The organism is Paenibacillus sp. QJM3NY_38 (genome assembly GCF_056173265.1).
This window is the reverse complement of sequence record NZ_CM149665.1, coordinates 5,948,042-5,971,913: the sequence shown is the minus strand read 5'-3', so window position 1 is coordinate 5,971,913 and position 23,872 is coordinate 5,948,042. Positions and strand designations below refer to the sequence as shown.

The 23,872-nt window shown below is 54.0% G+C and carries 19 protein-coding genes; 15 read left to right on the top strand and 4 right to left on the bottom strand.

The features are described from left to right. Positions 1–29: 29 nt before the first annotated feature. The 7 genes from AC0VZ8_RS27545 to ppnP all read left to right on the top strand — a co-directional run bounded on the left by AC0VZ8_RS27545 (position 30) and on the right by ppnP (position 12,001). Positions 30–1,709, top strand: coding sequence for a phage tail tape measure protein (locus tag AC0VZ8_RS27545; RefSeq protein ID WP_475485084.1), 1,680 nt, complete (start codon positions 30–32; stop codon positions 1,707–1,709). Between the two features lie 270 nt (positions 1,710–1,979). Further along, positions 1,980–2,969 (top strand): AAA family ATPase, encoded by a 990-nt coding sequence (locus tag AC0VZ8_RS27540; protein WP_071222606.1) that lies wholly within the window; start codon positions 1,980–1,982, stop codon positions 2,967–2,969. Continuing rightward, positions 2,966–3,913 carry a DUF58 domain-containing protein gene (locus AC0VZ8_RS27535; RefSeq protein ID WP_475485083.1) on the top strand — a complete coding sequence of 316 codons (948 nt, stop codon included), beginning with the start codon at positions 2,966–2,968 and terminating at the stop codon, positions 3,911–3,913. Before AC0VZ8_RS27540 ends, AC0VZ8_RS27535 begins: the two co-directional genes overlap by 4 nt. Positions 3,914–4,174: 261 nt before the next feature. Continuing rightward, on the top strand, positions 4,175–6,208 hold the full coding sequence (locus AC0VZ8_RS27530; protein ID WP_475485082.1) for a vWA domain-containing protein: 2,034 nt from the start codon (positions 4,175–4,177) through the stop codon (positions 6,206–6,208). Then, positions 6,166–9,192, top strand: a complete 3,027-nt coding sequence (locus AC0VZ8_RS27525; RefSeq protein WP_475485081.1) for a VWA domain-containing protein — start codon at positions 6,166–6,168, stop codon at positions 9,190–9,192. The genes AC0VZ8_RS27530 and AC0VZ8_RS27525 overlap by 43 nt, the downstream gene beginning before the upstream one ends. 368 nt (positions 9,193–9,560) lie before the next feature. After that, the gene (gene tkt, locus AC0VZ8_RS27520; RefSeq protein ID WP_475485080.1) at positions 9,561–11,582 is read left to right on the top strand and encodes a transketolase; all 2,022 of its coding nucleotides are present in this window, start codon (positions 9,561–9,563) and stop codon (positions 11,580–11,582) included. Positions 11,583–11,683: 101 nt separating this feature from the next. Continuing rightward, positions 11,684–12,001, top strand: coding sequence for a pyrimidine/purine nucleoside phosphorylase (ppnP, locus tag AC0VZ8_RS27515; RefSeq protein ID WP_006212330.1), 318 nt, complete (start codon positions 11,684–11,686; stop codon positions 11,999–12,001). Between the two features lie 131 nt (positions 12,002–12,132). Here ppnP and AC0VZ8_RS27510 read toward each other — a convergent pair whose 3' ends face one another. Continuing rightward, on the bottom strand, positions 12,133–13,059 hold the full coding sequence (locus tag AC0VZ8_RS27510) for a copper amine oxidase N-terminal domain-containing protein (RefSeq protein WP_475485079.1): 927 nt from the start codon (positions 13,057–13,059) through the stop codon (positions 12,133–12,135). Positions 13,060–13,226: 167 nt separating this feature from the next. Next, positions 13,227–14,123 carry an NAD(P)-dependent oxidoreductase gene (locus AC0VZ8_RS27505; protein WP_071222612.1) on the bottom strand — a complete coding sequence of 299 codons (897 nt, stop codon included), beginning with the start codon at positions 14,121–14,123 and terminating at the stop codon, positions 13,227–13,229. Between the two features lie 196 nt (positions 14,124–14,319). Here AC0VZ8_RS27505 and AC0VZ8_RS27500 point away from each other — a divergent pair, with 196 nt between their 5' ends. The 3 genes from AC0VZ8_RS27500 to AC0VZ8_RS27490 all read left to right on the top strand — a co-directional run bounded on the left by AC0VZ8_RS27500 (position 14,320) and on the right by AC0VZ8_RS27490 (position 17,014). Continuing rightward, positions 14,320–15,675 (top strand): glucose-6-phosphate isomerase, encoded by a 1,356-nt coding sequence (locus AC0VZ8_RS27500; protein ID WP_475485078.1) that lies wholly within the window; start codon positions 14,320–14,322, stop codon positions 15,673–15,675. Between the two features lie 106 nt (positions 15,676–15,781). Beyond that, positions 15,782–16,414, top strand: coding sequence for a YigZ family protein (locus tag AC0VZ8_RS27495; protein WP_475485077.1), 633 nt, complete (start codon positions 15,782–15,784; stop codon positions 16,412–16,414). Positions 16,415–16,420: 6 nt separating this feature from the next. After that, positions 16,421–17,014, top strand: a complete 594-nt coding sequence (locus AC0VZ8_RS27490; RefSeq protein WP_113061516.1) for a TetR/AcrR family transcriptional regulator — start codon at positions 16,421–16,423, stop codon at positions 17,012–17,014. A gap of 180 nt (positions 17,015–17,194) precedes the next feature. Here the strand turns inward: AC0VZ8_RS27490 and AC0VZ8_RS27485 are convergent, their stop codons facing one another. Then, positions 17,195–17,596 carry a secondary thiamine-phosphate synthase enzyme YjbQ gene (locus AC0VZ8_RS27485; protein ID WP_071222616.1) on the bottom strand — a complete coding sequence of 134 codons (402 nt, stop codon included), beginning with the start codon at positions 17,594–17,596 and terminating at the stop codon, positions 17,195–17,197. 187 nt (positions 17,597–17,783) lie between these two features. Here AC0VZ8_RS27485 and cysT point away from each other — a divergent pair, with 187 nt between their 5' ends. From cysT to AC0VZ8_RS27465, 4 genes are read left to right on the top strand one after another with little or no spacing between them, the layout of a single operon-like run. Next, a complete protein-coding gene (cysT, locus tag AC0VZ8_RS27480) occupies positions 17,784–18,599 on the top strand; it encodes a sulfate ABC transporter permease subunit CysT (protein WP_071222617.1) in 816 nt (271 codons plus the stop codon). Beyond that, positions 18,596–19,393, top strand: coding sequence for a sulfate ABC transporter permease subunit (locus AC0VZ8_RS27475; protein ID WP_071222618.1), 798 nt, complete (start codon positions 18,596–18,598; stop codon positions 19,391–19,393). Before cysT ends, AC0VZ8_RS27475 begins: the two co-directional genes overlap by 4 nt. 1 nt (position 19,394) lies before the next feature. Next, positions 19,395–20,459, top strand: coding sequence for a sulfate/molybdate ABC transporter ATP-binding protein (locus tag AC0VZ8_RS27470; RefSeq protein ID WP_194544383.1), 1,065 nt, complete (start codon positions 19,395–19,397; stop codon positions 20,457–20,459). A 35-nt stretch (positions 20,460–20,494) separates the two neighbouring features. Continuing rightward, the gene (locus tag AC0VZ8_RS27465) at positions 20,495–21,553 is read left to right on the top strand and encodes a sulfate ABC transporter substrate-binding protein (protein WP_475485076.1); all 1,059 of its coding nucleotides are present in this window, start codon (positions 20,495–20,497) and stop codon (positions 21,551–21,553) included. 214 nt (positions 21,554–21,767) lie between these two features. Here the strand turns inward: AC0VZ8_RS27465 and AC0VZ8_RS27460 are convergent, their stop codons facing one another. Continuing rightward, positions 21,768–22,334, bottom strand: a complete 567-nt coding sequence (locus AC0VZ8_RS27460; RefSeq protein WP_475485075.1) for a GNAT family N-acetyltransferase — start codon at positions 22,332–22,334, stop codon at positions 21,768–21,770. A 189-nt stretch (positions 22,335–22,523) separates the two neighbouring features. Between AC0VZ8_RS27460 and AC0VZ8_RS27455 the strand changes: the two genes are divergently transcribed. Next, positions 22,524–23,804 carry a serpin family protein gene (locus AC0VZ8_RS27455; RefSeq protein ID WP_475485074.1) on the top strand — a complete coding sequence of 427 codons (1,281 nt, stop codon included), beginning with the start codon at positions 22,524–22,526 and terminating at the stop codon, positions 23,802–23,804. Positions 23,805–23,872: the final 68 nt, after the last annotated feature.

Sequence of the window (23,872 nt, the reverse complement as noted above, 5' to 3'; positions counted from 1 at the left end):
GCATAACAGCAGGGTAAGGAGGAAGAGCAATGGACAACATCATGCGTTTTATCGAAGCCGCGAGACGGCGGCTGCAGCGATTCCGCGTCATAACGTATGTTTTATACGGACTGATGGCAGGGTTTGCCGCACTGCTGCTGCTTCTGGTGCTGGGGAGATTCGTGCCCATAGCCTGGCTTCCCGTTGCATCCGTCGCCATTCCCGTCGGGGCAGGATTCGTGGGTTTGTTATGGGGATGGCTGCATCGGATTCCGATCGAAGAGGCTGCTTCTGCGATGGATCATGTTCCTGACGGAGCGGAGCGAAGTGACATGATGGTGACGGCACTATCGTTCAAAGAAGAGGAGTCGCAGGCCGCAAAATGGCAGCGCGAGCAGGCGGAGCGCTATGGCGCACGTTTTGCAGAGCAATTGCCGGAGCGTCTTCCTTACCCTAACCGTAAAAGACATCTCTTGATCTGTGGCGCTTCGTTGGCTGCCGTGCTCATCCTTGTTTTTGTTCCAAACCCGATGGATAAGAAGGTAGAAGCGGCAAAAGAAGCTCAGAGCTGGATGAAGGAGCAGGCAGCCAAAACCGAAAAGCTGGCGGAAGAACTCCAGAAAGAAACGATCGATCCTGCTGACAGGAAGAAGCTGCAGGAGAAGCTGGATGCCTTGAAAAAAGCGCTGGAGCGTGAGAAGCATCCCGAGCAAGCGCTGGAGAAGCTGGAAGAAACCATGAAAGAGCTGGAGAAAATGGCGAAACAGCAGGAGGAAAAAGCGAAGGCATTGTCGGAGCTGGCCCAAAAAATGCAGCAGGAGAAGGCGTTGTCCCAGGTAGGGAAAAAGCTAGCCGAGGGCATGGCCGATGAGCTCAAGCAGGAAATGAAGAAACTCACCGAGCAGGTGAAAAAGATGTCCCAGGAAGAGAAGAACGAGCTGGCCGATGCTTTGAAAAAGTTGGCTGAGGAAGCGGCCAAGCAGCTGGAGGACGGGAAGCTGGAGCAAGAGCTCAAGAAAGCGGCAGACTCGCTGAAGGAAGGCAAGCTGCCGAAAGAGCTGGAAGAAGCGCTCCAGCAGCTGGCCGAGGAGCTGGCTAAAGCGGCCCAAGCTAAAGCCGCATCCGACAGTCAATCGCAATCCGCCGCTTCGCTGGCGTCCTCCCTTGCTTCGCAAGGACTGAGCTTGGCCGATCAGATGACGGCTGCCGGGATGTCGGTATCGGATGCCTGGAGTAACGGCGGCAGTGCGGAGGCGTTGGCGCAGGCGGGATCCGGGGAAGGCTCGGGAGAAGAAGGCGAAGGCTCGGAGGGAAGCTCCGGGGAAGGCGGCTCCGGGGCCGGTCAAGGTCAAGGCGCCGGCAGTGGGTCCGGTTCGGGGAGCGGCTCTGGATCAGGAGCAGGCTCCGGCTCAGGCGGCAGCGGAGGATCGGGAAGCGGAACCGGAAGCGGAGCCGGCTTCGGCTCAGGCGGTCGCGAGCTTGTGACGATCCCTAGGGATTTCAAGGGCAGCGGCAATGTGCAGAACGATTCCGGCGAGATCAAGGGCAGCGGCGGAGATATTCAGAAGGGCGGCGTTTCGCCGACCGTTCCGGGTATGTCCAGGCCTTATGAGGAAGTGTACCGCGATTATGAGACCGAAGCGCGCAAAACGTTAGATCGCAATCCGCTGCCTGACCAGATGCAAGGGTTGGTTGAGGAGTATTTCATACAGATCAATCCGAATCCGTAGGGGATCGAGGAACCGATAACGAAAAGCTATATAGATTAAACTAAAGAAAAGAAGAACTTCAACGAAAGAAGGCGGAATTATTCTGGAGAAACGAAGTGGTCGCCTTTGTCCCCGGATTTTAACCATGCTATGGATGTATAGAAGAAATCTGGGGGCAACAGTGATCGGAAGAATAATCCGCATTCGTAGTGATGCTCAGGCTAAGAATCTTTAGTTCAACTTATATAGAATGAGTACTTGAACTTTACCAAGAAGATGGAGGTTTCGTCCATGTCGGATATAGCAGTGAGACCACAGGAATGGATGGAGAAAATATCAGGCCTGCGGGAACATATCGGCAAGGTGATTGTCGGGCAGCAGGATGTTGTGGAGCAAATGCTCTGGTGTATCTTTGCAGGAGGGCACGCCCTCCTGGAGGGGATTCCGGGTCTCGGTAAAACGATGCTCGTCCGCACGGTGTCGGAAGCGTTGGAGCTGTCTTTTTCCCGCATACAGTTCACGCCGGATTTGATGCCGAGCGATATAACGGGTACCAATATCCTGTCGTTCGGGCAGCATGGGGACACCGGGATGACCTTTCAAAAGGGTCCGCTGTTCAGCAGCATTGTGCTGGCCGACGAGATTAACCGGGCCACGCCCAAAACCCAAAGTGCCTTGCTGGAGGCCATGCAGGAGAAGACCGTCACGGTGGGTGGGGTAACCCACCAGCTGCCAAAACCTTTCTTCGTTCTTGCCACGCAAAACCCGCTGGAAAACGAGGGAACGTATCCATTGCCGGAGGCGCAGCTTGACCGCTTTCTGCTGAAGATCGAAGTGTCGTATCCAAGCGCGGATGAACTGAAGGAAATCGTGAAGCGAACGACATCCTCCCACGAATTCCAGGTGGAACGGCAAATGACCGGCGACGAGCTGCTGGAAATCCAGCGCGGAGCCCGGGAAGTGCTGGTTGCCGAGGAGATTTTGGACTATGCGGTTCGTCTGCTCATGATGACGCATCCCGAAGAGGCAGCGGCCCCGGAGGCGGTGCGAAAATACGTCCAGTTCGGTTCCGGACCGCGGGGCATTCAGTCCATCATATCAGTGAGCAAGGTCCGTGCATTGTGCAGCGGGCGGATGCATGTATCGACAGGGGATATTCGCGCCGTGGCTTTATCTGCGCTGCGCCACCGTTTGTTCCTGAATTTCGAGGGGCAGGCGCTCGGCATTACGACAGACCATGTCATTCAGGAGGTTCTGCAAGCGCTGGAGGCATCCGCGTGAGCGGGGGCGGGCACCTGCTTCCTCCGGAATGGCTTCCGCGTCTGGAGCGCCTGAGCCTGGGTGCCAAGCGGCGGGTTGCCGGGACGCTGCAGGGAAAGAGGCGATCCCGCCGGCTCGGATCGTCTCTCGAGTTCGCCGATTACCGAGTGTATGCACCCGGCGATGATGTCCGCAGGTTTGACTGGGGCGTCTATTCTCGTACGGGAAAAGCATTCGTGCGTCAATTCATGGACGAACAGGAGCTGACGGTCAGTCTATTCGTGGATTGCTCGGCATCGATGGGGGCTGTCATGTCATCGTCATCCGAACTATCTGCTGCAGATCCGGCAGGAACGAAGGAAAGTCCGAAATGGCTGCTCGCACGTCAACTCGCCGCAAGCATCGGCTACATGGCATTGTCCTCTTACGACAGGCTGCAGATCGCCTGTTACAGCCGTTCGATTAACGCGCGCCTTCCGATCATGAGAGGAAAGGGCTCGGCCCATCGCCTGTTTTCGTTCCTGCAAGGGGCAGAAACGGGAGGCGAGGGCAGTTTGGGCGCAGCGCTTGCGGTTCCTGGCGCACTCCCCCGGCAGCCGGGGATGACCTGGGTGTTCTCGGATTTTTGGCTCGAGGGCGGCGAGGAGGAGTTGTTCAGGGCGCTTTCCCTTTTATCCGGCACCGGGCAGGAAGTGGTGCTGGTGCATGTGTTGTCAAGGGAAGAACTGGAACCTAAATTGACCGGCGATTTGCGATTGGTTGACAGCGAAACGATGAGCGGCAAGGAAGTGGCGTTGACGGGTAAAGTGCTCGATGCTTACAAAGAGGAGCTGGAGCGGTACCGGACGATGCTGTCCCGCGTGTGCGCGGATCGGGGGATGTCTTACGTGCTCATTCCGGCGGACATGCCGCTTACGGATGCGATGTTCGGGGTGCTTGCGGGAGCTGGCCTGGTTACTGGATAGAGCGGGATCCCTTGCAGGGCCCCGTGTCCAAGCATCTGCCGAACTTCATACGTATTTGGGAAGCTGATAGACGGGGAACACCGGTGAATACACATCTATGAAATGCGGGCTTCACGAGCACCTGTTTGTGATCTATATAGAAGAAACAAGAAGAGAACTCATTGAAATAAAACAGGAACAGATGACAGGCCTTCATCCGATGCTTTGAGAAAACGTCCAAGTCGTGTTAGTCAGGGTCCACGGGAGTAAGGAGGGGACACGTTGGGGATTCAATCTTGGCTGAGTCTATGGTTCGGTTTAACGCTGCCGGCCATCGTGCTTATGTATATGTTCAAACGAAAATATGTCGATACAACCGTTCCCAGCCATTTGCTGTGGGAGCGGGTCCTTCGGAACCTGGAGGCCAACAGGCCGTGGCAGAAGCTGCAGAACCGGCTTCTGCTGTGGCTCCAGCTGCTTGCTGCTGCGCTGATGGTCTTCGCACTGATGCAGCCTTTTCTGCAGGTGTCTGGCGGAGGCAGCGCCCACGTGGTCATCGTTGCCGATACCTCGGGCAGCATGAGCGCGCAGTTTCAGCCATCGGCTGAAGGCGAAGCCGCATCCAGGCTGCAATGGATGCAGGAACGAATAAAGGAATACGTGAAGAACCAAGGGAGACGGAGCGAAATCACCCTCCTGTCCGTGGGAGCAAGTCCCATGACGTTGGTCTCCCATGAAAGCGACCGCACCGTCATTGATCAGGCTGTGGATGGGCTGCGGCCCTATTACGGCCAGGCATCCTACAGGGAAACCTTATCGCTCGCTTCCGCTCTGACACGGGAAGAGCGGGATGCAGAGGTCGTTATTTTTACGGACAGCTACTGGAAGCAGGATGCGGCTCCCATAACGTTTCAGGTTCCGGTATCCGTAGAGAAGGTGCAGGGGGAGCTCCCTCTTAACGTGTCCATTGACCAATTCGGCATTTCACCCAAGGGTGAAACAGGTTCATCCTATGGGGCGGTCGCTGTCCTCAGCACGAATGCCAAGGAATCGATGTCGGCTGAAGTGAATCTTTACGGGGATGAACAGCTATTGACCAGCAAGATGCTTGAACTGGAGCCTGGTAAAAAATTAACCGAATCCTTTTCCGATCTGCCGTTTGCGGAAGTGTACCGGCTTGAGTTGTCGCAGGATGACGGATATGCCGCAGACAATCAATCCTTGGCATTCGGTTTGGGTCATGGATCTTCGCGCGTGCTTCTGCTGACTTCGGGCAACTTGTTTCTGGAGAAGGCCTTGCAGCTAAGCGGAGCCGAAGTCACCCGGGTTGCTTTGGACGAGTCCAAAGACAAGACCGCCGAGGACAATGGCAGTGCGGATAAGGAGGCGGGTAAGGGCAGCACAGCTGCGGATGTACCGCCCGTGCCCGAAGGCGAATTTGATCTGCTCGTCATCGACGGGGACGTGCCGGAAGGGTTCAAGCAAGGGAAGTGGGCGGAACTGGCCGCCAAAACGCCGCTCTGGACGATCGGCGGAGAAGGTGCCAAAGTCGGCAACCAAGGGGGGCGCGCCGTGCTTTCCAAGCATCCAGTGACCGCCTATGTAACCTTGTCAGGCGTCTATTTTGGCACGCTACTGGAACAGGCCCCTGCCTGGGGAGAGCCCGTTATAAAGCTGGGGGATCAACCGATCGTCTATGCGGGAAGCGAAAACGGGCGACCGCGCTTGTCGTTTAATTTCCTGCTACAGGATAGTGATCTTCCGTTATCGCCGGAGTTCCCGGTCATGGTCAGCAATGCACTGGAGTGGATGACCTCGGGCAAGGGAAGCGGCCTTGGCCGCTATATGGCTGGCGCGCAAGCGGATATACCGATTGCGGCGGATACGGTAGCGGCAAAATGGGTACCTGCGAGCGGTCTTGCTCTTACTGGCGGCATCCCTGCTGCGGAAGCGCTCCGGAATGAGCAAGGGATATCGCCGGTACAGCTTGTGCCGGAATATCCGGGGCTGTACGCTTTTGAACAGCAAAATGAAGCGGGTGAGAAGCTTAGGTTCTGGCTGGCCGTGACGGCGGATCCATACGAGGCGGATTGGAGCAACGATCAGGGGCCGGTCGTAAGTCAAGCGGCTCCGAACTTGGATGAGTCTGAAGCGGGAGAGCATGCCGGGACATCCGACAGCAACGAAACCGCAAACCGCGCCGGCTCGTTAATGCCATGGCTTGCTTGTCTTGGCACTGGCTGTGATCGCAGCAGAATGGGGGGTGTACCAGCGTGGGCGTTCAATTTAGCCAACCATGGTTGTTGCTGCTGTTGATTCCGGCAGGATTATTTCTCTACTATGCATACAAATCGGATTTTCGATTAAACGGCTTTCGGAAGAAACTGGCTTTATTCTTTAGAACCTGCGTCATTCTATTATTGATTCTTATGATTTCGGGTTTGCATGGCTTTACCGTCCTGAGAGATAAACAGGTTGTATATCTGGCCGACCGTTCCGACAGTATGGGGGATTCAGCCCGGATCGCGAGCTGGATTAACGATTCTCTCACGGCAAAAGGCGAGAAGGATGGCACGGCCGTTGTTTCTACGGGGCTTGAGGGCGCTGTAGAACGGCGGTTAACCTCTGCAGAGAATGCAGGAGCCTCTCTTAATGCGCTGCTGGAGCAGCAGTTTACGGGGCTGGAGTCCGGTCTTCAGCTTGCGGGGAGCCTGTTCGAGGGCAACAGCGATTCCAGAATTGTGTTGATCTCGGACGGGGAAGAGAATGTAGGCAGCATGGCAGCGGCCGGGAGGCTGCTGAAGGACCGGGGCATTGCGGTTGATGTGCTTCCGACGCCGAAGCAGGCCATCCGTGACGTTGCGGTGGAGGAACTGAAAGTACCGGATAAGCTGTATCAAGCGGAGTCTTTCTATGTGGAGGTTATGATCCGCAGCACGTTTAAGACCTCCGGTGAGCTGCGCATTTACGAGGACAACCGTGAGATCGGCCGGGAACGCGTAGACGTCACCCCGGGCGAGAACCGGTATGCCGTGAAAGGCCTGGCCAAGAGTCCGGGACTTCACCGTTACCGTGCCGAAATCTTCATGGACGGGGATGAAGCGTCCGCCAATAATGCTGCGTTCGATTTCACCCGGGTGGAAGGTCCGCCGAACGTACTGATCGTGGAAGGAACCCCGGGAACGTCGGGGAATATCACGGCAGCCCTCGAGTCCGGCATGATCGGCACCGAGGTGATTCCGCCGGAACTGCTCCCGCTGGAAGCGGCCAAGTATGCCGTATACGACAGTATCATCTTTAATAACGTTTCGGGCAGTGACGTTGGCGGCAAGCAGATGGATCTGATCGAGCAGGCGGTCCGCAGCTTTGGCATCGGGTTTATGATGGCGGGCGGCGAGGACAGCTTCGGGATGGGCGGATATTTTAAAACCCCGATCGAAAAGGCGCTGCCGGTCTCCATGGAGCTGGAAGGCAAACGGGAGATTCCATCCCTGGGCCTCATACTCGTCATCGACCGTTCGGGGAGCATGGACGGCAACAAAATCGAATTGGCCAAGGAATCGGCGATGCGAACGGTGGAACTGATGAGAGCCAAGGATACGGTCGGCGTTGTCGCCTTTGACGATCAGCCGTGGTGGGTCGTTCCGCCGCAGAAGCTCGGGGACAAGGAAGAGGTGCTCAGCAGCATCCAGTCGATTCCGAGCGGGGGAGGGACCAACATCTATCCTGCCGTTTCCTCGGCGCTTGAGGAAATGCTGAAGATTAAAACCCAGCGCAGACATATCATTCTGATGACCGACGGGCAGTCCGCCATGAATTCCGGTTATCAGGATTTGACCGATACGATGGTGGAGAACAAAATCACGATGTCTTCCGTGGCGGTCGGGATGGATGCGGACACCAACCTGCTTCAATCCTTGGCGGATGCGGCCAAAGGCCGGTATTACTTCGTTGAGGATGAAACGACGCTGCCGGCGGTATTCAGCCGGGAGGCCGTCATGCTGGCCAAATCCTATATCGTGGATAAACCCTTTGTCCCGGCCGTTCAGAACCCGGCCGATTGGACGAGCCTGTTCCAGCAGGGCGTTCCGGGGCTGTATGGTTATGTAGCGACAACGCCGAAGTCTTCCGCCCAGACGATTCTGTCCAGTCCGGAGCCGGACCCGATCCTGTCACGCTGGCAGTACGGATCCGGACGAACGGTGGCATGGACGAGCGATTTAAGCGGAAAGTGGTCCAAGGAATGGGTATCGTGGTCCGGCTTTGCCAACACGTTGACCGAAATCGTGAAGTGGACATTCCCGCAGTTTACGTCGTCGCCCTATGAAGTGACTACCGAGACGGCCGGCAACCAAGTAAAGCTCCATGTTATGGCAGAGGGCGAGAATCCGCCGGAGAAGCTGAATGCGGTGATCGGGGACGATGAAGCCGGCGAGCAGACGGTAGTGCTCATTCAGGAGGCGCCCGGCCGTTATACCGGACTCGTCAACGTATCCAAGCCGGGAGCCTTCCTCATGTCCCTTGAGGACGCGAGCGGGGAAGAGCCGCTGCAAGCCGCGCCGGGCACCGGTTTTGTTGTGCCGTATTCGCCGGAATACCGGCTATCTTCCGGCAGCGGCGAGGAAGCCATGAAGCGGCTGGCCGAGATAACCGGGGGCCGCGTACTATCCTGGGATAACCCGGCCGAAGTGTTCGACCGGCAGGCGGCCTCGCGGATGCAGCTCCATGATTGGAGTTATCCGCTGCTGGCGGCGGCCCTGCTGCTGTGGGTCGCCGACATCGCCGTGCGGCGCCTGGCTCTGCCATGGGGCGCCATCGGCGCTAGGCTGGCCGCCCTGCTCCGCAGGCGGCCTGCACCTGCCGGCGAGGCCGGGCGTGACGCCGGCCTCGAGCGGCTGGCGGCGCGCAAAGCCCGCGCCGCCCAGTTCTACGGCGGCAGCTCCGCGAAGCCGCCGCCGCAGGCCCCGCCCGCGCGCGAACGCAGCGGCGCGGGCCAGGGCGCCGGGGGCGGGAACCCCGCCCCGGCAGCTGGCGCAGCTCCGGCAGGGGGCCGCAAGGCCCCGCCGGAGGCGCGCGATTCGCAGCGGGTGAATGCCCCGCTGCGGGAAGAGCGGCCGGCGCAGGCGAAGCCGGCCGCAAGCCAGGGCGCGCGCAAGGGAAGCGCGCCCACGCCACCCCCGCCCCCGCCGCCGAAGGCGCAGGGGGACGGCAGCGGCCGGCCCGGGGAGACCGGGCCGGCTCCGGAAGGAGGCTCCTCCATGGATCGCCTCCTTAAAGCCAAAAAACGCGGCACGCGCTGATGTGCCGCCTCACGCTTCGGCCGAAGCTGTCTAATGTGCAGCTTCGGCCGAAGCTTTTTTAATTGTCGAATGAAGTAACTTTTTCCATGCCGCCGATGTCCGTAAAATCGTTTAACGGATGTCGAATCCGGTTATAACCGGACTATTAAGGGAAATAATGCAAGGGGGATGTCGTTCGCCCTGGCGGCTTTTACACAACTTTGACAATTACGTTATGGAAATGAAAGACGTGTGGTGATACAATAAGAGTCAAAATGATATTCTCAACATTCCTAACTGCTCTGATACCATGTGGATTGGGGCTGGAGGGACGTAAGAAGCCTTCATTTTCGAAGCTTACTATGGAAAAGATTTGAGGAGGACGAATCATGACAACTGAACATAACCAAACGATCGACAACCTGTCCATCGCAACGATCCGGACACTGGCGATCGACGCGATCGAAAAAGCCAACTCCGGTCATCCGGGCATGCCGATGGGGTCTGCACCTATGGGCTACCAACTGTTCGCGAAGACGATGAACCATAACCCGGACCAGCCGGCGTGGATTAACCGCGACCGTTTTGTCTTGTCTGCAGGCCATGGCTCCATGCTGCTCTACAGCCTGCTTCACCTGAGCGGTTATGACTTGTCCATTGAGGATCTCAAACAGTTCCGTCAATGGGGAAGCAAAACCCCGGGTCACCCGGAATTCGGCCACACGGCCGGCGTAGATGCAACGACAGGTCCGCTTGGACAAGGCGTGGCTATGGCTGTAGGTATGGCAATGGCTGAAGCTCATTTGGGCGCGACTTACAATAAAGACGGCTTCAACGTAGTGGATCACTATACGTATGCGATTTGCGGCGACGGTGACATGATGGAGGGCGTGGCTTCCGAGGCAGCTTCCCTGGCAGGTCATTTGAAGCTTGGCAAACTGATCATGTTGTACGATTCCAATGATATCTCCCTTGACGGCGAGCTCAGCCTGGCATTCTCCGAGAACGTAGCGAAGCGCTTTGATGCTTATGGCTGGCAAGTGCTGCGCGTAGAAGATGGTAACGATTTGCCTGCGATCGAGAAAGCGATCGAGGAAGCGAAAGCCGATACGGACCGTCCGACGCTGATCGAAGTGAAGACCGTCATTGGTTACGGCAGCCCGAACAAACAAGGTAAAGGCGGCCATGGCGGTACGCACGGTTCTCCGCTTGGAGCTGATGAAGCGAAGCTGACCAAGGATTTCTATAATTGGGTATATGAAGAGGATTTCTATGTGCCTGAGGAAGTGCGCGAGCATTTCGGCAAAGTGAAAGAGCGCGGCATTGCAGCTTATCAAGCTTGGGTTGATCAATTTGCGAAATACAAAGAAGCTTATCCTGAGCTGGCGGCGCAATTCGAGCGCGGTGAATCCGGCGAATTGGCTGAAGGATGGGACAAAGACCTTCCGAAATACAGCGCGGATGACAAAGCGGTATCCACTCGCGTGGCTTCCGGTAAAGCGCTGAACGGGTTGACTGCAGGCGTACCGCAGCTGCTCGGCGGATCAGCTGACCTGGAAAGCTCCACGATGACTCACTTGAACGACTTGGCCTCTTTCACAGCGAACAGCTACGAAGGCCGCAACGTGTATTATGGTGTTCGTGAATTCGCAATGGCCGGTGCCATGAACGGTATCGCTCTTCATGGCGGACTGAAGATTTTCGGCGGTACGTTCTTCGTATTTACGGATTATCTCCGTCCGGCTGTACGTCTGGCTGCGATCATGAAGCTGCCGGTTACGTATGTACTGACTCATGACAGCATCGCTGTCGGTGAAGACGGTCCTACGCATGAACCGATTGAACAATTGGCTTCCCTGCGCATCATTCCTGGCTTGACGGTGATCCGTCCTGCGGATGCCAACGAAACTTCCGCGGCATGGGCTTATGCGGTTGAGAACACAGACCGTCCGGTAGCGCTGGTGCTGACTCGTCAGAATCTGCCGATCCTTGCAGGCACGGCGGATCATGCACGTGAAGGCATCAAACGCGGCGCTTATGTTGTTGCTGACGCGAAGGATGGCAACGTGCAGGCTCAAATCATTGCAACGGGTTCCGAGGTTCAGCTTGCCGTTAAAGCGCAAGCAGCATTGGCTGAAGAAGGAATCGCCGTACGCGTCATCAGCATGCCGAGCTGGGATCTGTTCGACAGCCAGGATCAGGCATACAAAGATTCCGTGCTGCTTCCTGACGTAAAAGCCCGTCTGGCTATTGAAATGGCTCATCCGTTCGGATGGGAGCGTTATGTCGGAGACAAAGGCGACATCCTGGGCATCAACACATTTGGTGCTTCGGCTCCTGGCGACCGCGTCATTGCCGAATACGGATTTACCGTTGAGAACGTGGTTAGCCGCGTAAAAGGCTTGCTGTAATCCAAGTGGATCTAACTCTATATTGATTTTCCGGCACCCGCATCATGCGGGTGCCGTCCATATATTAAGCCATAACGATGTTGGAGGAGGAGAGTTTGTCGATGTCACAATTTAAGAATGCTACCGTCACAAAGGCAGCCAACGTTTACTATGAGGGGAAGGTAACCAGCCGTACGGTGCTGCTGGAGAATGGCGAGAAGGTAACGCTCGGTATCATGCTTCCGGGAAGCTATGAATTCGGAACGGATGGCCCTGAGATTATGGAGATTTTGTCGGGCGATTTGCGTGTTCTGCTGCCTGGAGAGCAGGAGTGGTTAGAGATTCAAGGGTCTGCGACCTTTAACGTTCCGGGCAATTCAAGCTTTAAGCTGGAAATCCGCACCGTTACGGATTATTGCTGCTCTTATCCGACCATGTAATAGTTTTAGCGCTCCACATGACTTTGTGTCCGTAAATAAACATCAAAAAGGCTCAGAGCCGTTGGCTCTGAACCCTTACTGTCAATGCCGGATATCAACGCATGCCGTTAACGTTGGTTGCTATAATGGACTTATTCCTCCGGGATCGTCACGATCTCGCCTTTATATCCGGGAGCCCGGTTATCAAGCTCTACGTATCCTTCGCTCCATTCCTGATTACGGTCGAGCAGTTTGTAGCTGGTGACGCCGGAAGGATAACGGAATGCGAATTCGGCTACAGTCCAGTTTCTGGCATCCGGCTGCTTACCGATCTCGGCTTGAACCGGGGGCAGGAAGAACAGGTTCTGATTCGCAGCCGCTTTGGCGGAGTAATCCAGCTTGCCTTGCCATTTCAAATATTTGACGCCACCCTGGATCTCGTAATATTCGGCGATGTCGTTATCGACCAGGAAGAAGCGATTGGATTTGCCTCTTGGAAAATAATAATCCACGCCCTGCATTTCCACAGGGAGCATTTCCAGCTCAGGTTTCTGCAGTTGGGATGAATAAGGCAGCTTGGCTGCAGCATTCCGGGCGGTGGCCAGATCGGAGCTCTTTAAGTCAGCGAGCATAGCAGCATCTGCTTTATTGATATATGTCGTCTTTAGAGAACCATTCCAGGCGATGTCAGCATCAAAAGCTTGGGCTACGGCCCTCAGGGGAATCATGGTCTTGCCTTTATGGAGCAGCGGGGCTGCAGGCAGCGTCTTCTGAACTCCGCTCACTTCCATGCGTGTGCTTCCCGCTGTGAGAATCACCGTTCGGTGGTCACCCTGAATCGTCACCTGTTTCTTGCTGTTGTCGTACTTCATGACGTAGTTACCCAGAGGTTTGAGATCGGTTAGGGTAACAAAGGTGGAGCCCTGCTTGATCAGCACTTCACCGCTCGCGGTAACATTGTTAATCGAAGCGGTTGGTTTGGCTGCGGCAGAAGCAGGTGTACCGGCTATTGCAGGAGACAGAACAGCGGTTAGTATGACAGCAGCTGCCATTGCTTTTAATCTTTTGGTCCATTTCATGTTGTAATTCCTCCCTTTGCATAGTAGACGGAAGTGAAATGCAAAAAGTTTCTTTCCGAGAGGGAAATGATGGAATGACCAAAAAAATAGCTCCTTCCTCCTGGTCCGGATGAACCGAAAACCAGCAAGAAGGAGCCATTATAAGATTTAGCACGGCTTGTTTGTTATTACTGCTGTTGTTCGCCGATCTTCTGGCCGATCCAGGCCTCATAGCATTTCACGACAGCGGAAAGATCCTCTTCGCCATAACCTTCGCTGGCACCGGCTTGGAACAGGCTCTTGGCCAGATTCAGCATAGGGGAAGGCATTCCGATGCCATCGGTGAGCGAGGAGGCCAGCTTGAGGTCCTTGAGCATGAGCGCAAGCGAGAACTGGTTGCTGAAGTCGCCCTCGATAATTTTGCGTCCCTTCAGCTCAGCCGCTTTGCTGCCGGCTGATCCCAGCTGCACGAGCTCCAGGAAGTTGTCAGCGGGAATGCCTGATTTCGCCGCGATGGCGAAGCCTTCGGCAAGGGCCAGATTGTTAATGCCCACGATGGTATTATGCGCAAGCTTCGCGACAGCGCCGCTTCCGTTAGGTCCCATGTGGATGACTTTTTTGCCCAGGGTGTCAAATACGTCCGCATGAGCTTCGATGACCGCGGCATCGCCGCCAACCATGAAGACCAAGGTTCCATCCATCGCTGCAGGCTTGCTGCCGGTTACCGGGGCATCCAGGAAGGAAGCGCCGAGACCGGATACGGCGGAAGCAATTTCCTTGACAAGGCTCTCGGAGATCGTGCTGCAGTCAATGACGGTCATCCCGCTCGTCAGGGAGCCGAGCAGACCATTCTCTCCATAGAATACATCGCGGATGGATTGGTCGTTGCTTACCATTGTAATGACAAGATCTTGTCCATCAGCCGCTTCACGAGGCGTCTCCGCAATGGAGGCTCCCTGTTCGGCGAGCGGACGGCATTTTTCGTGGGTGCGGTTATACACGGTCACATCGTAATCCTGCTTCAGCAGATTGGAGGCCATGGGAGCGCCCATGGTGCCCAGTCCGATAAACCCGATTTTTTTCATAGCTATATCACCTTCGATTATGGATTCCTGATCCACTCTATCTTAGCATGGGTTCCTGAAACGAAGCCAGCGTTTGTGAGGAATGGAAGCGCAAGGGAGATCCGCGCATGAAGAATAGATGACAGTTGGCCTGCGAAACTTGCGGTCTTTATTAAATTAAAGTATCCTATTTCTAAATTCACAGGAGGTTTAAGGCATGTCTAAAAAAATCAAGTTTGATTACAGTAAAGCACTGACTTTTGTCAATCAGCACGAAGTTGACTATTTCGCTGAGCCGATCCGCACAGCTCATGACCAGTTACATAACGGTACGGGAGCCGGCTCCGATTATCTGGGCTGGATCGACCTGCCGACGCAGTATGATAAAGAAGAATTCTCGCGCATCCAGAAAGCGGCTGCCAAAATCCAAAACGATTCGGACGTCCTGATCGTTATCGGAATCGGAGGCTCCTATCTCGGGGCACGCGCGGCCATCGAAATGCTCTCGCACTCGTTCTATAATGAGCTGTCGAAGGACCAGCGCAAGACACCGGAAATCTATTTTGCGGGTAACAACATTAGCTCCACTTATGTGACTCACCTGCTTCAATTGATTGAAGGCAAGGACTTCTCCGTCAACGTCATCTCCAAATCCGGCACAACGACAGAGCCGGCTATCGCATTCCGTATTTTCCGTGCGGAACTGGAGAAGAAATACGGCAAAGAAGAAGCTCGCAAACGCATTTACGCTACGACGGATCAATCGAAGGGCGCCCTTAAGAAGCTGGCTACCGAAGAAGGCTACGAGTCCTTTATCATCCCTGACGATGTGGGCGGACGTTACTCCGTGCTGACAGCGGTCGGTCTGCTTCCGATTGCTACGGCAGGCATCAACATTGAAGAAATGATGCAAGGCGCGGCTGACGCATCCAAGGAATACAGCAGCCCGAACGTAGCCGAGAACGAAGCTTACCAATATGCGGCGGTTCGTAACGCGCTTTACCGTAAAGGCAAAGGCATCGAGATCCTCGTGAACTACGAGCCTTCCCTGCATTTTGTATCGGAATGGTGGAAGCAGCTTTACGGCGAGAGTGAAGGCAAGGATTACAAGGGGATTTACCCGGCATCCGTCGATTTCTCTACGGATCTGCACTCCATGGGTCAATTTATCCAGGAAGGCAGCCGCAACATCTTCGAAACGGTCATTCAGGTGGAGAACGTATCCGAGCATATTACGATCGAATCGGATCCGGACGATCTGGACGGCTTGAACTTCCTGACCGGGAAAACATTGGATTTTGTTAACAAAAAGGCCTTCCAAGGCACGATGCTGGCCCATACAGACGGACAAGTTCCGAATTTGATTGTGACAATTCCAGATTTCACTCCCTATTCGTTCGGATATCTGGTATACTTTTTCGAAAAGGCCTGCGGTATCAGCGGCTATCTGTTGGGTGTCAACCCGTTTGACCAACCGGGCGTAGAGGCGTACAAGAAAAATATGTTCGCACTGCTCGGCAAACCTGGGTATGAGAAAGAGAAGGCCGAATTGGAAGCTAGACTTTCCAAATAACCTGACACTTTCATTGGATTAGACGTAAGACGCTGAAGGAAGCAGTCCGCTGGCATATCATTGCCGTGGACTGCTTTCTTGGCAATATAGAGGTGGTTGTAGTTTCATGCTGGATCGTTACAAAACGGTACGTCAGGCGGGCTCCAAAGAGATCGTCATCAAGAAATCGCGTTTCATCGGGCATGTGATGCCGGTTGAAACCGAAGAGGAAGCCGTCGCTTTTATTGAAGAGATCAAGAAAAAACATTGGAATGCTACCCATAACTGTTCCGCTTATATGATCGGCGAGCGGGATGAGATTCAGAAGCAATCGGACGACGGGGAACCGAGCGGAACGGCTGGTAAGCCAATTCTCGAGGTGATCCGCAATCAGGGGCGGAAGAATGTAGCCATTGTGGTCACGCGTTATTTTGGCGGCATTATGCTGGGTGCGGGCGGATTGATCCGGGCGTACACCGACGGAGCCGTGGCTGCGATTGAGTCAGGCGATCCGATTACAAGGGTTCTTCATCGGGAGATTTTCGTGGAGCTGGATTATACCTGGCTGGGTAAAGTGGAGAACGAGCTACGCAACCGAGGCGTTCGTATGGGAGAGACAAACTTTGCCGACACGGTGACCTTGACCTGCTTGCCGCTCGATGGTGATGCGGAGAGCTTTATGTCTTGGATGGTGGATTTGACACAGGGGCAGTCCCTGATCACAGAGGGAGAGCGGCTTTATTTTATTGAAGGGGAATAAAATAATATGGCAAGAAGAGCAGTCGAACGCGAGTTGTCGAGAGAGCGGATACTGGAAGCAGCCAGGCATTTGTTCATAACCAAAGGATACAGGGCCATATCGATGCGAAGCATCGGGCAGCATCTGGGTTATAGCCACGGCTCCTTGTATTATCATTTTAAGGAAAAGGCGGAGCTTTTCTACGCCATTGTCATGAAGGACTTTAATGATCTAAGTGATTTGCTGTTGGAAGTCTCGGGAAAGCCTCCCTGTGACGGGGTATCGAAGCTGGAGCAGCTGATGCTGGAATTCGTTCGTTTCGGTCTGGATAATCCTTACCAGTACGAAATCATGTTCATGATTCGGGACGAAGAGCTGCTGTCCTACTGTCGCTCTGAGCAGGGACGCTGTTTTGAAATGTTTGCTATGCTGGTCCGTCAGTATTTGCTTGAGGAGAATTACAGTGAGGAAGAACGGCGAACCGTTCCGTTGACTTTGTTTTTGTCGCTGCATGGATTTATATCGTATTATATTCAGGACAGAATTGGTTTTGATGAGATTAAACCAGCCGCTCTTACCCATATCAAAGTGTTATGCCGGAGTTTGTACAGCAGGGTCTGATGTTTAAATACGGTCAAAACGCGCAGCTTGATGCTTCAATCCGTTACAACGATCTAGCGTTGAAACGTCAATCACCTAATGAATAAAACACAGACAGGTTCACGCCCCCTAGCATGTGCCTGTCTGCTTTTTGTGTTGTTATACATACGCTGGCGTCAACATAACATCTTATTTGAGGGATCATCCTTCCATGATCTTCACATGATATTGGCGCTGCCGCGGTCCGTCGAATTCGCAGAAATAAATGCCCTGCCAACGTCCGAGGAGCAGGTGCCCGTTCTGAATGATCACGGTCTGGGAAGGGCCGCAGGTGATCGATTTGAGGTGGGAAGCGGTGTTGCCCTCCGCATGGCGATACTTGGGATGATTCCAAGGATAGACCTCATCGAGCGACATCAGGACGTCCCGTTTCACATCAGGATCCGCATTCTCATTGATGGCAATCCCCGCCGTCGTATGCGGGCAGTAGATCAGGACCGTTCCCTGCTGGACCCCGCTTTGTTTCACATAGGAGTGGATCTCCCTTGTAATATCCCTCATCTCATCTCGACCTTGCGTATCCAATTCACCGGTATACAGCATGTAGATACCTCCTCATTATTTGCCATTTCTTTTATTTTACCCGATAAAGTGCAAAAGATGGATTGACGATGGGATTCCGCTTTTGGTAAAGTATGTGTAAAGAAAACCAAGTATACAAATAGGAAATATAAAGATGGTTTGCGAAAGTGTCGACCGGAATGCCATCCGGAGGCGGGAGGGATACGAGATGACAACATGGATTCGTCATAAAGGTTGGACTTGGGGGTTTCGAAGTACCGTACTGCTTTATTTTCTTGCCTTGATCGTACTGCCGATCTTTGGGGTATATGTGCAATCATTCTCTGCAGGATGGAGTCATTTTACGGAGAGCATTATGGATCCGATAGCATGGAAGGCTGTGCTGCTTACCATCAAGCTGGGCGTCATCTCTACTTTCATCAACGTGCTTATCGGAACGATGATTGCATGGGTGCTTATCCGATATAAGTTTCCGGGAAGGACGCTGCTGAACAGTCTGGTCGACCTGCCCTTTGCACTGCCGACAGCCGTTGGCGGTCTGATGATATTGCTGCTGCTGGGCCCCGGGAGCTTTCTCGGTGGTTTGGCAGAGAAATTGGGTTTTGAAATTGTATTCCACCAGCCCGCGATTGTGATAGCGATGATGTTTGTCACGTTTCCGTTTGTCATCCGTGCGGTTCAGCCGCTGCTGGAGGAGCTCGACCCGCTGGAGGAAGAAGCGGCTTATACGATGGGAGCTTCCAGGACGAGAACCTTCTTTAAAGTCATCCTGCCGTCGATGCTGCCCGGGATTATCAGCGGAGGAATGCTGGCATTCTCAAGGGCATTAGCCGAATTCGGGGCCGTTGTCTTGGTGGCCGGCAACATTCCGGGAAGAACACTTATTGCCTCGGTTTTTATTTTTGGTGAGGTCGAGAGCGATAATCCTGCTGGAGCAGCTGCGGTATCTATTCTGCTCCTTACCCTCTCTTTCATCATCCTCTGGGTGATCAATGCCGTACAGCAGAGGGGGAGACGAGTTTGAGACGTCTGTGGATCGGACTTACGTACGCTGTATTTATTATTCTGCTAATCATCCCCCTGTCCCGAATTGCGATCGGTGCGTTTGATAAAGGGCTGAGCGGGTTTGCCGAAGGTTTGTTCAGGCCGGAAGCCTTGCATGCCCTGATGATGACGGGGCTTATAGTGGTATTCGTTACGTTCTTCAATGCGTTGTTTGGCATCATGATGGCGTTGTACCTGGTACGGGCGAATTGGCTGAGCCGAAAGATCAAGGGCATTCTGAACAGCATTGTCGATTTGCCCTATGCGGTATCGCCGGTCATTGGCGGTTTGATGATTGTACTGCTGCTCGGACCCGACAGCATCATCGGCGGTTTTTTTGAAGGGATCGGGTTTAAAGTGGTGTATGCTTTCCCAGGTATGGTAATCGCCACACTGTTCGTCACGTTTCCGCTCATGGTTCGTGAGGTCATGCCTGTATTGCAGGAAATTGGAAATGATCAGGAACAGGCGGCAGCGACGCTGGGGGCTTACGAATGGACAACGTTCCGAAAGGTAACATGGCCTTCCATCCGGTGGGCTGTCGTATATGGCCTGGTACTCACGGTGGCCCGTTCATTGGGCGAGTTTGGTGCGGTGCTGGTGGTGTCCGGTAATATCATGAATAAAACTCAAACGGCGACAACGTTAGTATACCAGGATGTGGAGAATTTTAACGTGGCTGCGGCGAATGGCGTCGCATTGGTATTGGCTGCCTTCTCGGTAGGACTCTTGCTGCTGATGGAATGGGCCAAAAAAAGAAAGGATGTGCATTGATATGCATGTGGAGGTTCGCGATCTGAACAAGCATTTTGGTACGTTTCATGCCGTCAAGGATGTCAGCTTCGAGATTGAGAAGGGACATCTGATTGGACTTCTGGGGCCCAGCGGAGGCGGCAAAACCTCCATCCTGCGCATGCTGGCCGGGCTTGAGAATCCGGACTCCGGGCAAATCTCCTTTCACGGCCAAGTGGTCAATGATCTGCCGCCGCAGGAGCGCGGCATCGGCTTTGTATTCCAGAACTATGCCTTGTTTAAGCATATGACCGTGTTTGATAACATCGCTTTCGGCTTGAAGGTGAAGAAGACTCCCAAGGCGATAATCAGGGACCGGGTAATGGAATTGGTGGAGCTGACCGGCTTAAAAGGTTTCGAGAGCCGCTATCCGCACCAGTTATCGGGCGGACAGCGTCAGCGTGTAGCCTTTGCCAGAGCGCTGGCACCTGAACCGCAGCTGCTCTTATTGGATGAACCGTTCGCTGCCATCGATGCGAAGATCCGCCAGGAGCTGCGCTCCTGGCTTCGCGAGCTGATCGAGCGGGTCGGCATTACATCGATATTTGTTACGCATGACCAGGATGAGGCGATTGAAGTCGCCGACGAAATTATGATTATTAATCAGGGACGCGTTGAGCAGAAGGGGACGCCTTGGGATATTTACAAGGAGCCGAAGACGCCGTTTGTCGCTTCATTCATAGGGGAATCCACCGTGATTTCGAGCGCGGCCGAGCTGAAGGGATTTGAAGCAGCGGCTAACAAGAATGCGACGCGTGCGCTGATTCGTCCGGAATACATCGAGATTGGAAGCAAGCATGATTTCAGCGTGTTGTCCGCAACGGAGACGGGGATCGTCCGTCATCTGCATTTCCGCGGCAGCGAATGGCTGGTGGAGGTGGAGGTTAAGGGACATAAGCTGATCACCTACCGTTCACTAGAGAAGGAAACGCTGTATCCGGGTCAAGAGGTCCGGGTCCTCGTTCACCGGGCTTATCTCTTTAATGAAGAGCACAGCTGGATCGAGGAGAATCGACTGAAGGTCGACCCGATGCCAATTATGATCTGATGGTTCTAAATATCCGAAGGGAAGTGGATTCATTCATGCGGATCTTAAATATGAAACGCACCTCATTCCTGCTGGTTGGCATGGCGCTTCTCTTCAGTTTTTTTATGGCAGGATGCGCCAGTGATCCGCCGGATCGCGAAGAAGTGATATCCCGAGCGGGAGAGAGAACGATCGTTCTGGGCGCGTACAGCGTGGCCAGAGATGCCCTGTCCGAGATCATCCCTGCTTTTCAAGCGCAGTGGAAGGAGCAGACGGGAGAAACCATTCGGTTTCAGGAATCCTACGAGGCTTCCGGAACACAAGCTCGTGCCATCACGGGCGGATTTGAGGCCGACGTAACGCTGCTTGCCATGGAAGGGGATGTCGACAAGCTGGTTCGGGAAGGGCTTGTGGACCCGGAATGGAAATCTCAGCCGTATAACGGCATGGTGACACGATCGATTGTCGTTCTCGGCACGCGCGAGGGAAATCCGAAAGGAATACGGGATTTCGACGATCTGACCCGATCGGACGTCAAGGTGCTGTATCCGAATCCGAAGACCTCGGGCGGCGCCCAGTGGGACATTAACGCAATCTACGGCGCGGGGCTGAAACAATCGGAAGAGAACGGAAAGCGTGACCCTGCCGAAGCGAAAGCCTTCCTTGAAGCGGTTCACCGCAATGTGGAATCGCTCGATAAAAGCGGGCGGGCTTCCATGGCGGCTTTTGAATACGGGGTCGGCGACGTGATCGTCACGTATGAGAACGAGCTGCTCGCCCGGATTGCTCAAGGCGTCCAGTATGATATCGTTGTGCCGCAGCACACGATGCTGATCGAGAATCCGGCTGCAGTCGTCGAGCGTTTCGCTGAAAAACACGGCACGCTGGATGTATCGGCAGCTTTCGTAGAGTACTTGCGCACGCCGGAGGCGCAGAGCATATTTGTGAAGTATGGGTTCCGTCCAGTTGAAGAATCGGTGTTTGAACAGACGAAGGATCAGTTTTCCAATCCGCCGGGGTTATTCGATATCGAGTATCTGGGTGGATGGGATCAGGTGCGCGAGACGCTGTATTCCAAGCGCGGAGTCTGGTATCAGGTGCTGGCCGGTCTATGATGCTCGCGGCAAACGGGAGCGATTGAGGGTTCATGAGGGGCAGTCGCGTGCTGAACTGCGTTTCGCAAATGACCCGTCGATCAAAAAAGACAAAAAAGCGAGCCGTCCAGGATCTCCTGGCCGGCTCTTATTTGTATATATAGAACATTAAGCGATAACGCCTCATGTACTGGAAGTTTCCCATGTAAACGGATGGTGCCGTACAATCCTTGCCCTACACGCTCAATTTCCGCGCTTCCCATTCTTCGCGCAGAATGCCCATGCGAATGGAATCGTAGTAGACGCCCTCGTAATATCTGCACTTTCGCATACGGCCTTCGAGCTGCATGCCAACCTTCTCCGCGCAGCGCATCATTCTCGGGTTGCCGGACCAGGTGGTGATGCCGACACGAGCGATGGTGAGATTTTGAAACAGACATTCCACCCACAGCGACAGCGCTTCCGTACCGTATCCGCCGCTCCAATGGCTCGGATCGTATATCAGGATGCCCGCTTCCAGCCAGCGTGAGGCTTCATGCTCCCAATAGAACGTGACGATGCCAATCGTCTTTCCCCCTGCTTCGATGAGCAAATCACTCGGAAATTGATCGGTTTCGAAGTCGGCGTTCCACTGGGTTTCAAATATTTCGTAGGAAATCTGCTTGAGCGGGAAATAAGGAGCGTCGTATTTTTTCCATTCCGGATTCTTCGTGCCATAGATCAGATTATATAAAACCGGGGTATCCTCGGGTTTCCTGGATCTAAGCGTCACTTTGCTGCCTTCAAGGCGAATTTTTTGCATATGTAGAAATTCCTTTCGCTCTGTATTCTGTACATGCTTAAGTACGGTCCGGGTTCTCTACATTGTAACGGTGAACAAGATGGTTGCCAACTAAATTTGGATAAATGATCCTTTATATGAAACATTAGGTGAGGCCATTCCGTCAATAGCAGATAGACAAAGAATCTGAGATTGAAGGGGGACAAGGTTATGCGAAAAAGAATGGTACTCTCGGGCCTTTGTTTACTTATGGGGCTTACCGCTTGCGCTCAGGACAGCGATATTCAGTCAGGGGAACCGCAAGCCATTGTGGATATGCAGCCCAAAGTGAAGGAATTGTCCGCTGAGGAACGTAAAGAGGTATTGACCAAGATTGATACCGGCATGGTGGAAGCGCAGAATGATTTTGGCTTACGATTGCATCAGGCGTTATCGAATAACCCGGAGTACAGAAGCGATAATCTGATTATTTCTCCGTACAGCGTTACGCAAGCTTTGGCACTGGCCTATAACGGGACAGCGGGCGGTACGGCCGCCGAGATGTCCGACGTACTTGGATGGAAGGGCATGAACGTGGCTGATATCAACGATGGGAACCGCCAGCTGCAATTATTGCTGGAGAACGGGGGAGGCGTCGTGCTGAATGTGGCCAATTCCGTTTGGTACCAGCCTGGCCTTGAGATGAAGAAGACGTATTTGCAGGCCGTTAAGGATAGCTATCGTGCTGAAATTAAGGAGGCCGACTTGTTGCATGCCGATGCAATGGATGCCATAAATCGGTGGGTGAACGACAAGACGAGCGGCATGATTCCTTCGATATATGATAAGCCACCGGGCGGCGTTGCGGTTCTCATCAATGCCATTTATTTTAACGGCGGGTGGATGGATGAATTTGATCCGGCGAATACCGTGGATGAAGAATTCACGCTTTCTGACGGCACCACTCAAAAAATTCCGATGATGAAGCGGGAAGGGCAATACAGTTACAAAGAAGGGGAGTCCTGGCAGGCGATCCGCATCCCTTATGGAGATGGCCGCATGCATATGCTGGTCATCCTGCCGAAGGAATCCTCATCCATGGATGAGCTGCAGCAGCAGTTGTGGAAGGATACGTCCGTCTGGAAAGGTGATTTCCCGCATGAGACCATCCAGCTTGGGCTGCCCAAATTTAAGGTAGAACAGACCTTCGAGCTCCCGGATGCGCTTCAAAGTTTGGGGATGATTCAGGCATTCGACAGGGATGCAGCTGATTTTAGCGCCATGGCTGCCGATGGAGAGAAATTTTGGATTGACAAGGTAAAACACAAAACGGTGGTGGATGTCAGTGAGAAGGGCACAGAGGCCGCTGCGATCACAGCGGTTGGGGTCGAGACAAGTGCTGCTCAGCCTACCGAGCCGATCGTCATGAATGTCGACCGCCCTTTTTTCTTCGCCATTGAAGATCGGGACACGGGTGCATGGTTATTTATGGGGTCTGTTTTGAAACCGTAGCATATACTATACCAACATGCGCCTGCCATAATTTTCACCCAAAAATAGGCAACTTTGTTATAATGGTC

Bases quoted from the DNA above. Each gene is read 5' to 3' on its own strand.
- AC0VZ8_RS27455 (WP_475485074.1), top strand. From the start codon at position 22,524: ATGCGAAAAAGAATGGTACTCTCGGGCCTTTGTTTACTTATGGGGCTT.
- cysT (WP_071222617.1), top strand. From the start codon at position 17,784: ATGACAACATGGATTCGTCATAAAGGTTGGACTTGGGGGTTTCGAAGT.
- AC0VZ8_RS27490 (WP_113061516.1), top strand. From the start codon at position 16,421: ATGGCAAGAAGAGCAGTCGAACGCGAGTTGTCGAGAGAGCGGATACTG.
- AC0VZ8_RS27500 (WP_475485078.1), top strand. From the start codon at position 14,320: ATGTCTAAAAAAATCAAGTTTGATTACAGTAAAGCACTGACTTTTGTC.
- AC0VZ8_RS27505 (WP_071222612.1), bottom strand. From the start codon at position 14,123: ATGAAAAAAATCGGGTTTATCGGACTGGGCACCATGGGCGCTCCCATG.
- AC0VZ8_RS27495 (WP_475485077.1), top strand. From the start codon at position 15,782: ATGCTGGATCGTTACAAAACGGTACGTCAGGCGGGCTCCAAAGAGATC.
- AC0VZ8_RS27545 (WP_475485084.1), top strand. From the start codon at position 30: ATGGACAACATCATGCGTTTTATCGAAGCCGCGAGACGGCGGCTGCAG.
- AC0VZ8_RS27485 (WP_071222616.1), bottom strand. From the start codon at position 17,596: ATGCTGTATACCGGTGAATTGGATACGCAAGGTCGAGATGAGATGAGG.
- AC0VZ8_RS27460 (WP_475485075.1), bottom strand. From the start codon at position 22,334: ATGCAAAAAATTCGCCTTGAAGGCAGCAAAGTGACGCTTAGATCCAGG.
- AC0VZ8_RS27540 (WP_071222606.1), top strand. From the start codon at position 1,980: ATGTCGGATATAGCAGTGAGACCACAGGAATGGATGGAGAAAATATCA.
- AC0VZ8_RS27465 (WP_475485076.1), top strand. From the start codon at position 20,495: ATGCGGATCTTAAATATGAAACGCACCTCATTCCTGCTGGTTGGCATG.
- AC0VZ8_RS27510 (WP_475485079.1), bottom strand. From the start codon at position 13,059: ATGAAATGGACCAAAAGATTAAAAGCAATGGCAGCTGCTGTCATACTA.
- tkt (WP_475485080.1), top strand. From the start codon at position 9,561: ATGACAACTGAACATAACCAAACGATCGACAACCTGTCCATCGCAACG.
- AC0VZ8_RS27470 (WP_194544383.1), top strand. From the start codon at position 19,395: ATGCATGTGGAGGTTCGCGATCTGAACAAGCATTTTGGTACGTTTCAT.
- ppnP (WP_006212330.1), top strand. From the start codon at position 11,684: ATGTCACAATTTAAGAATGCTACCGTCACAAAGGCAGCCAACGTTTAC.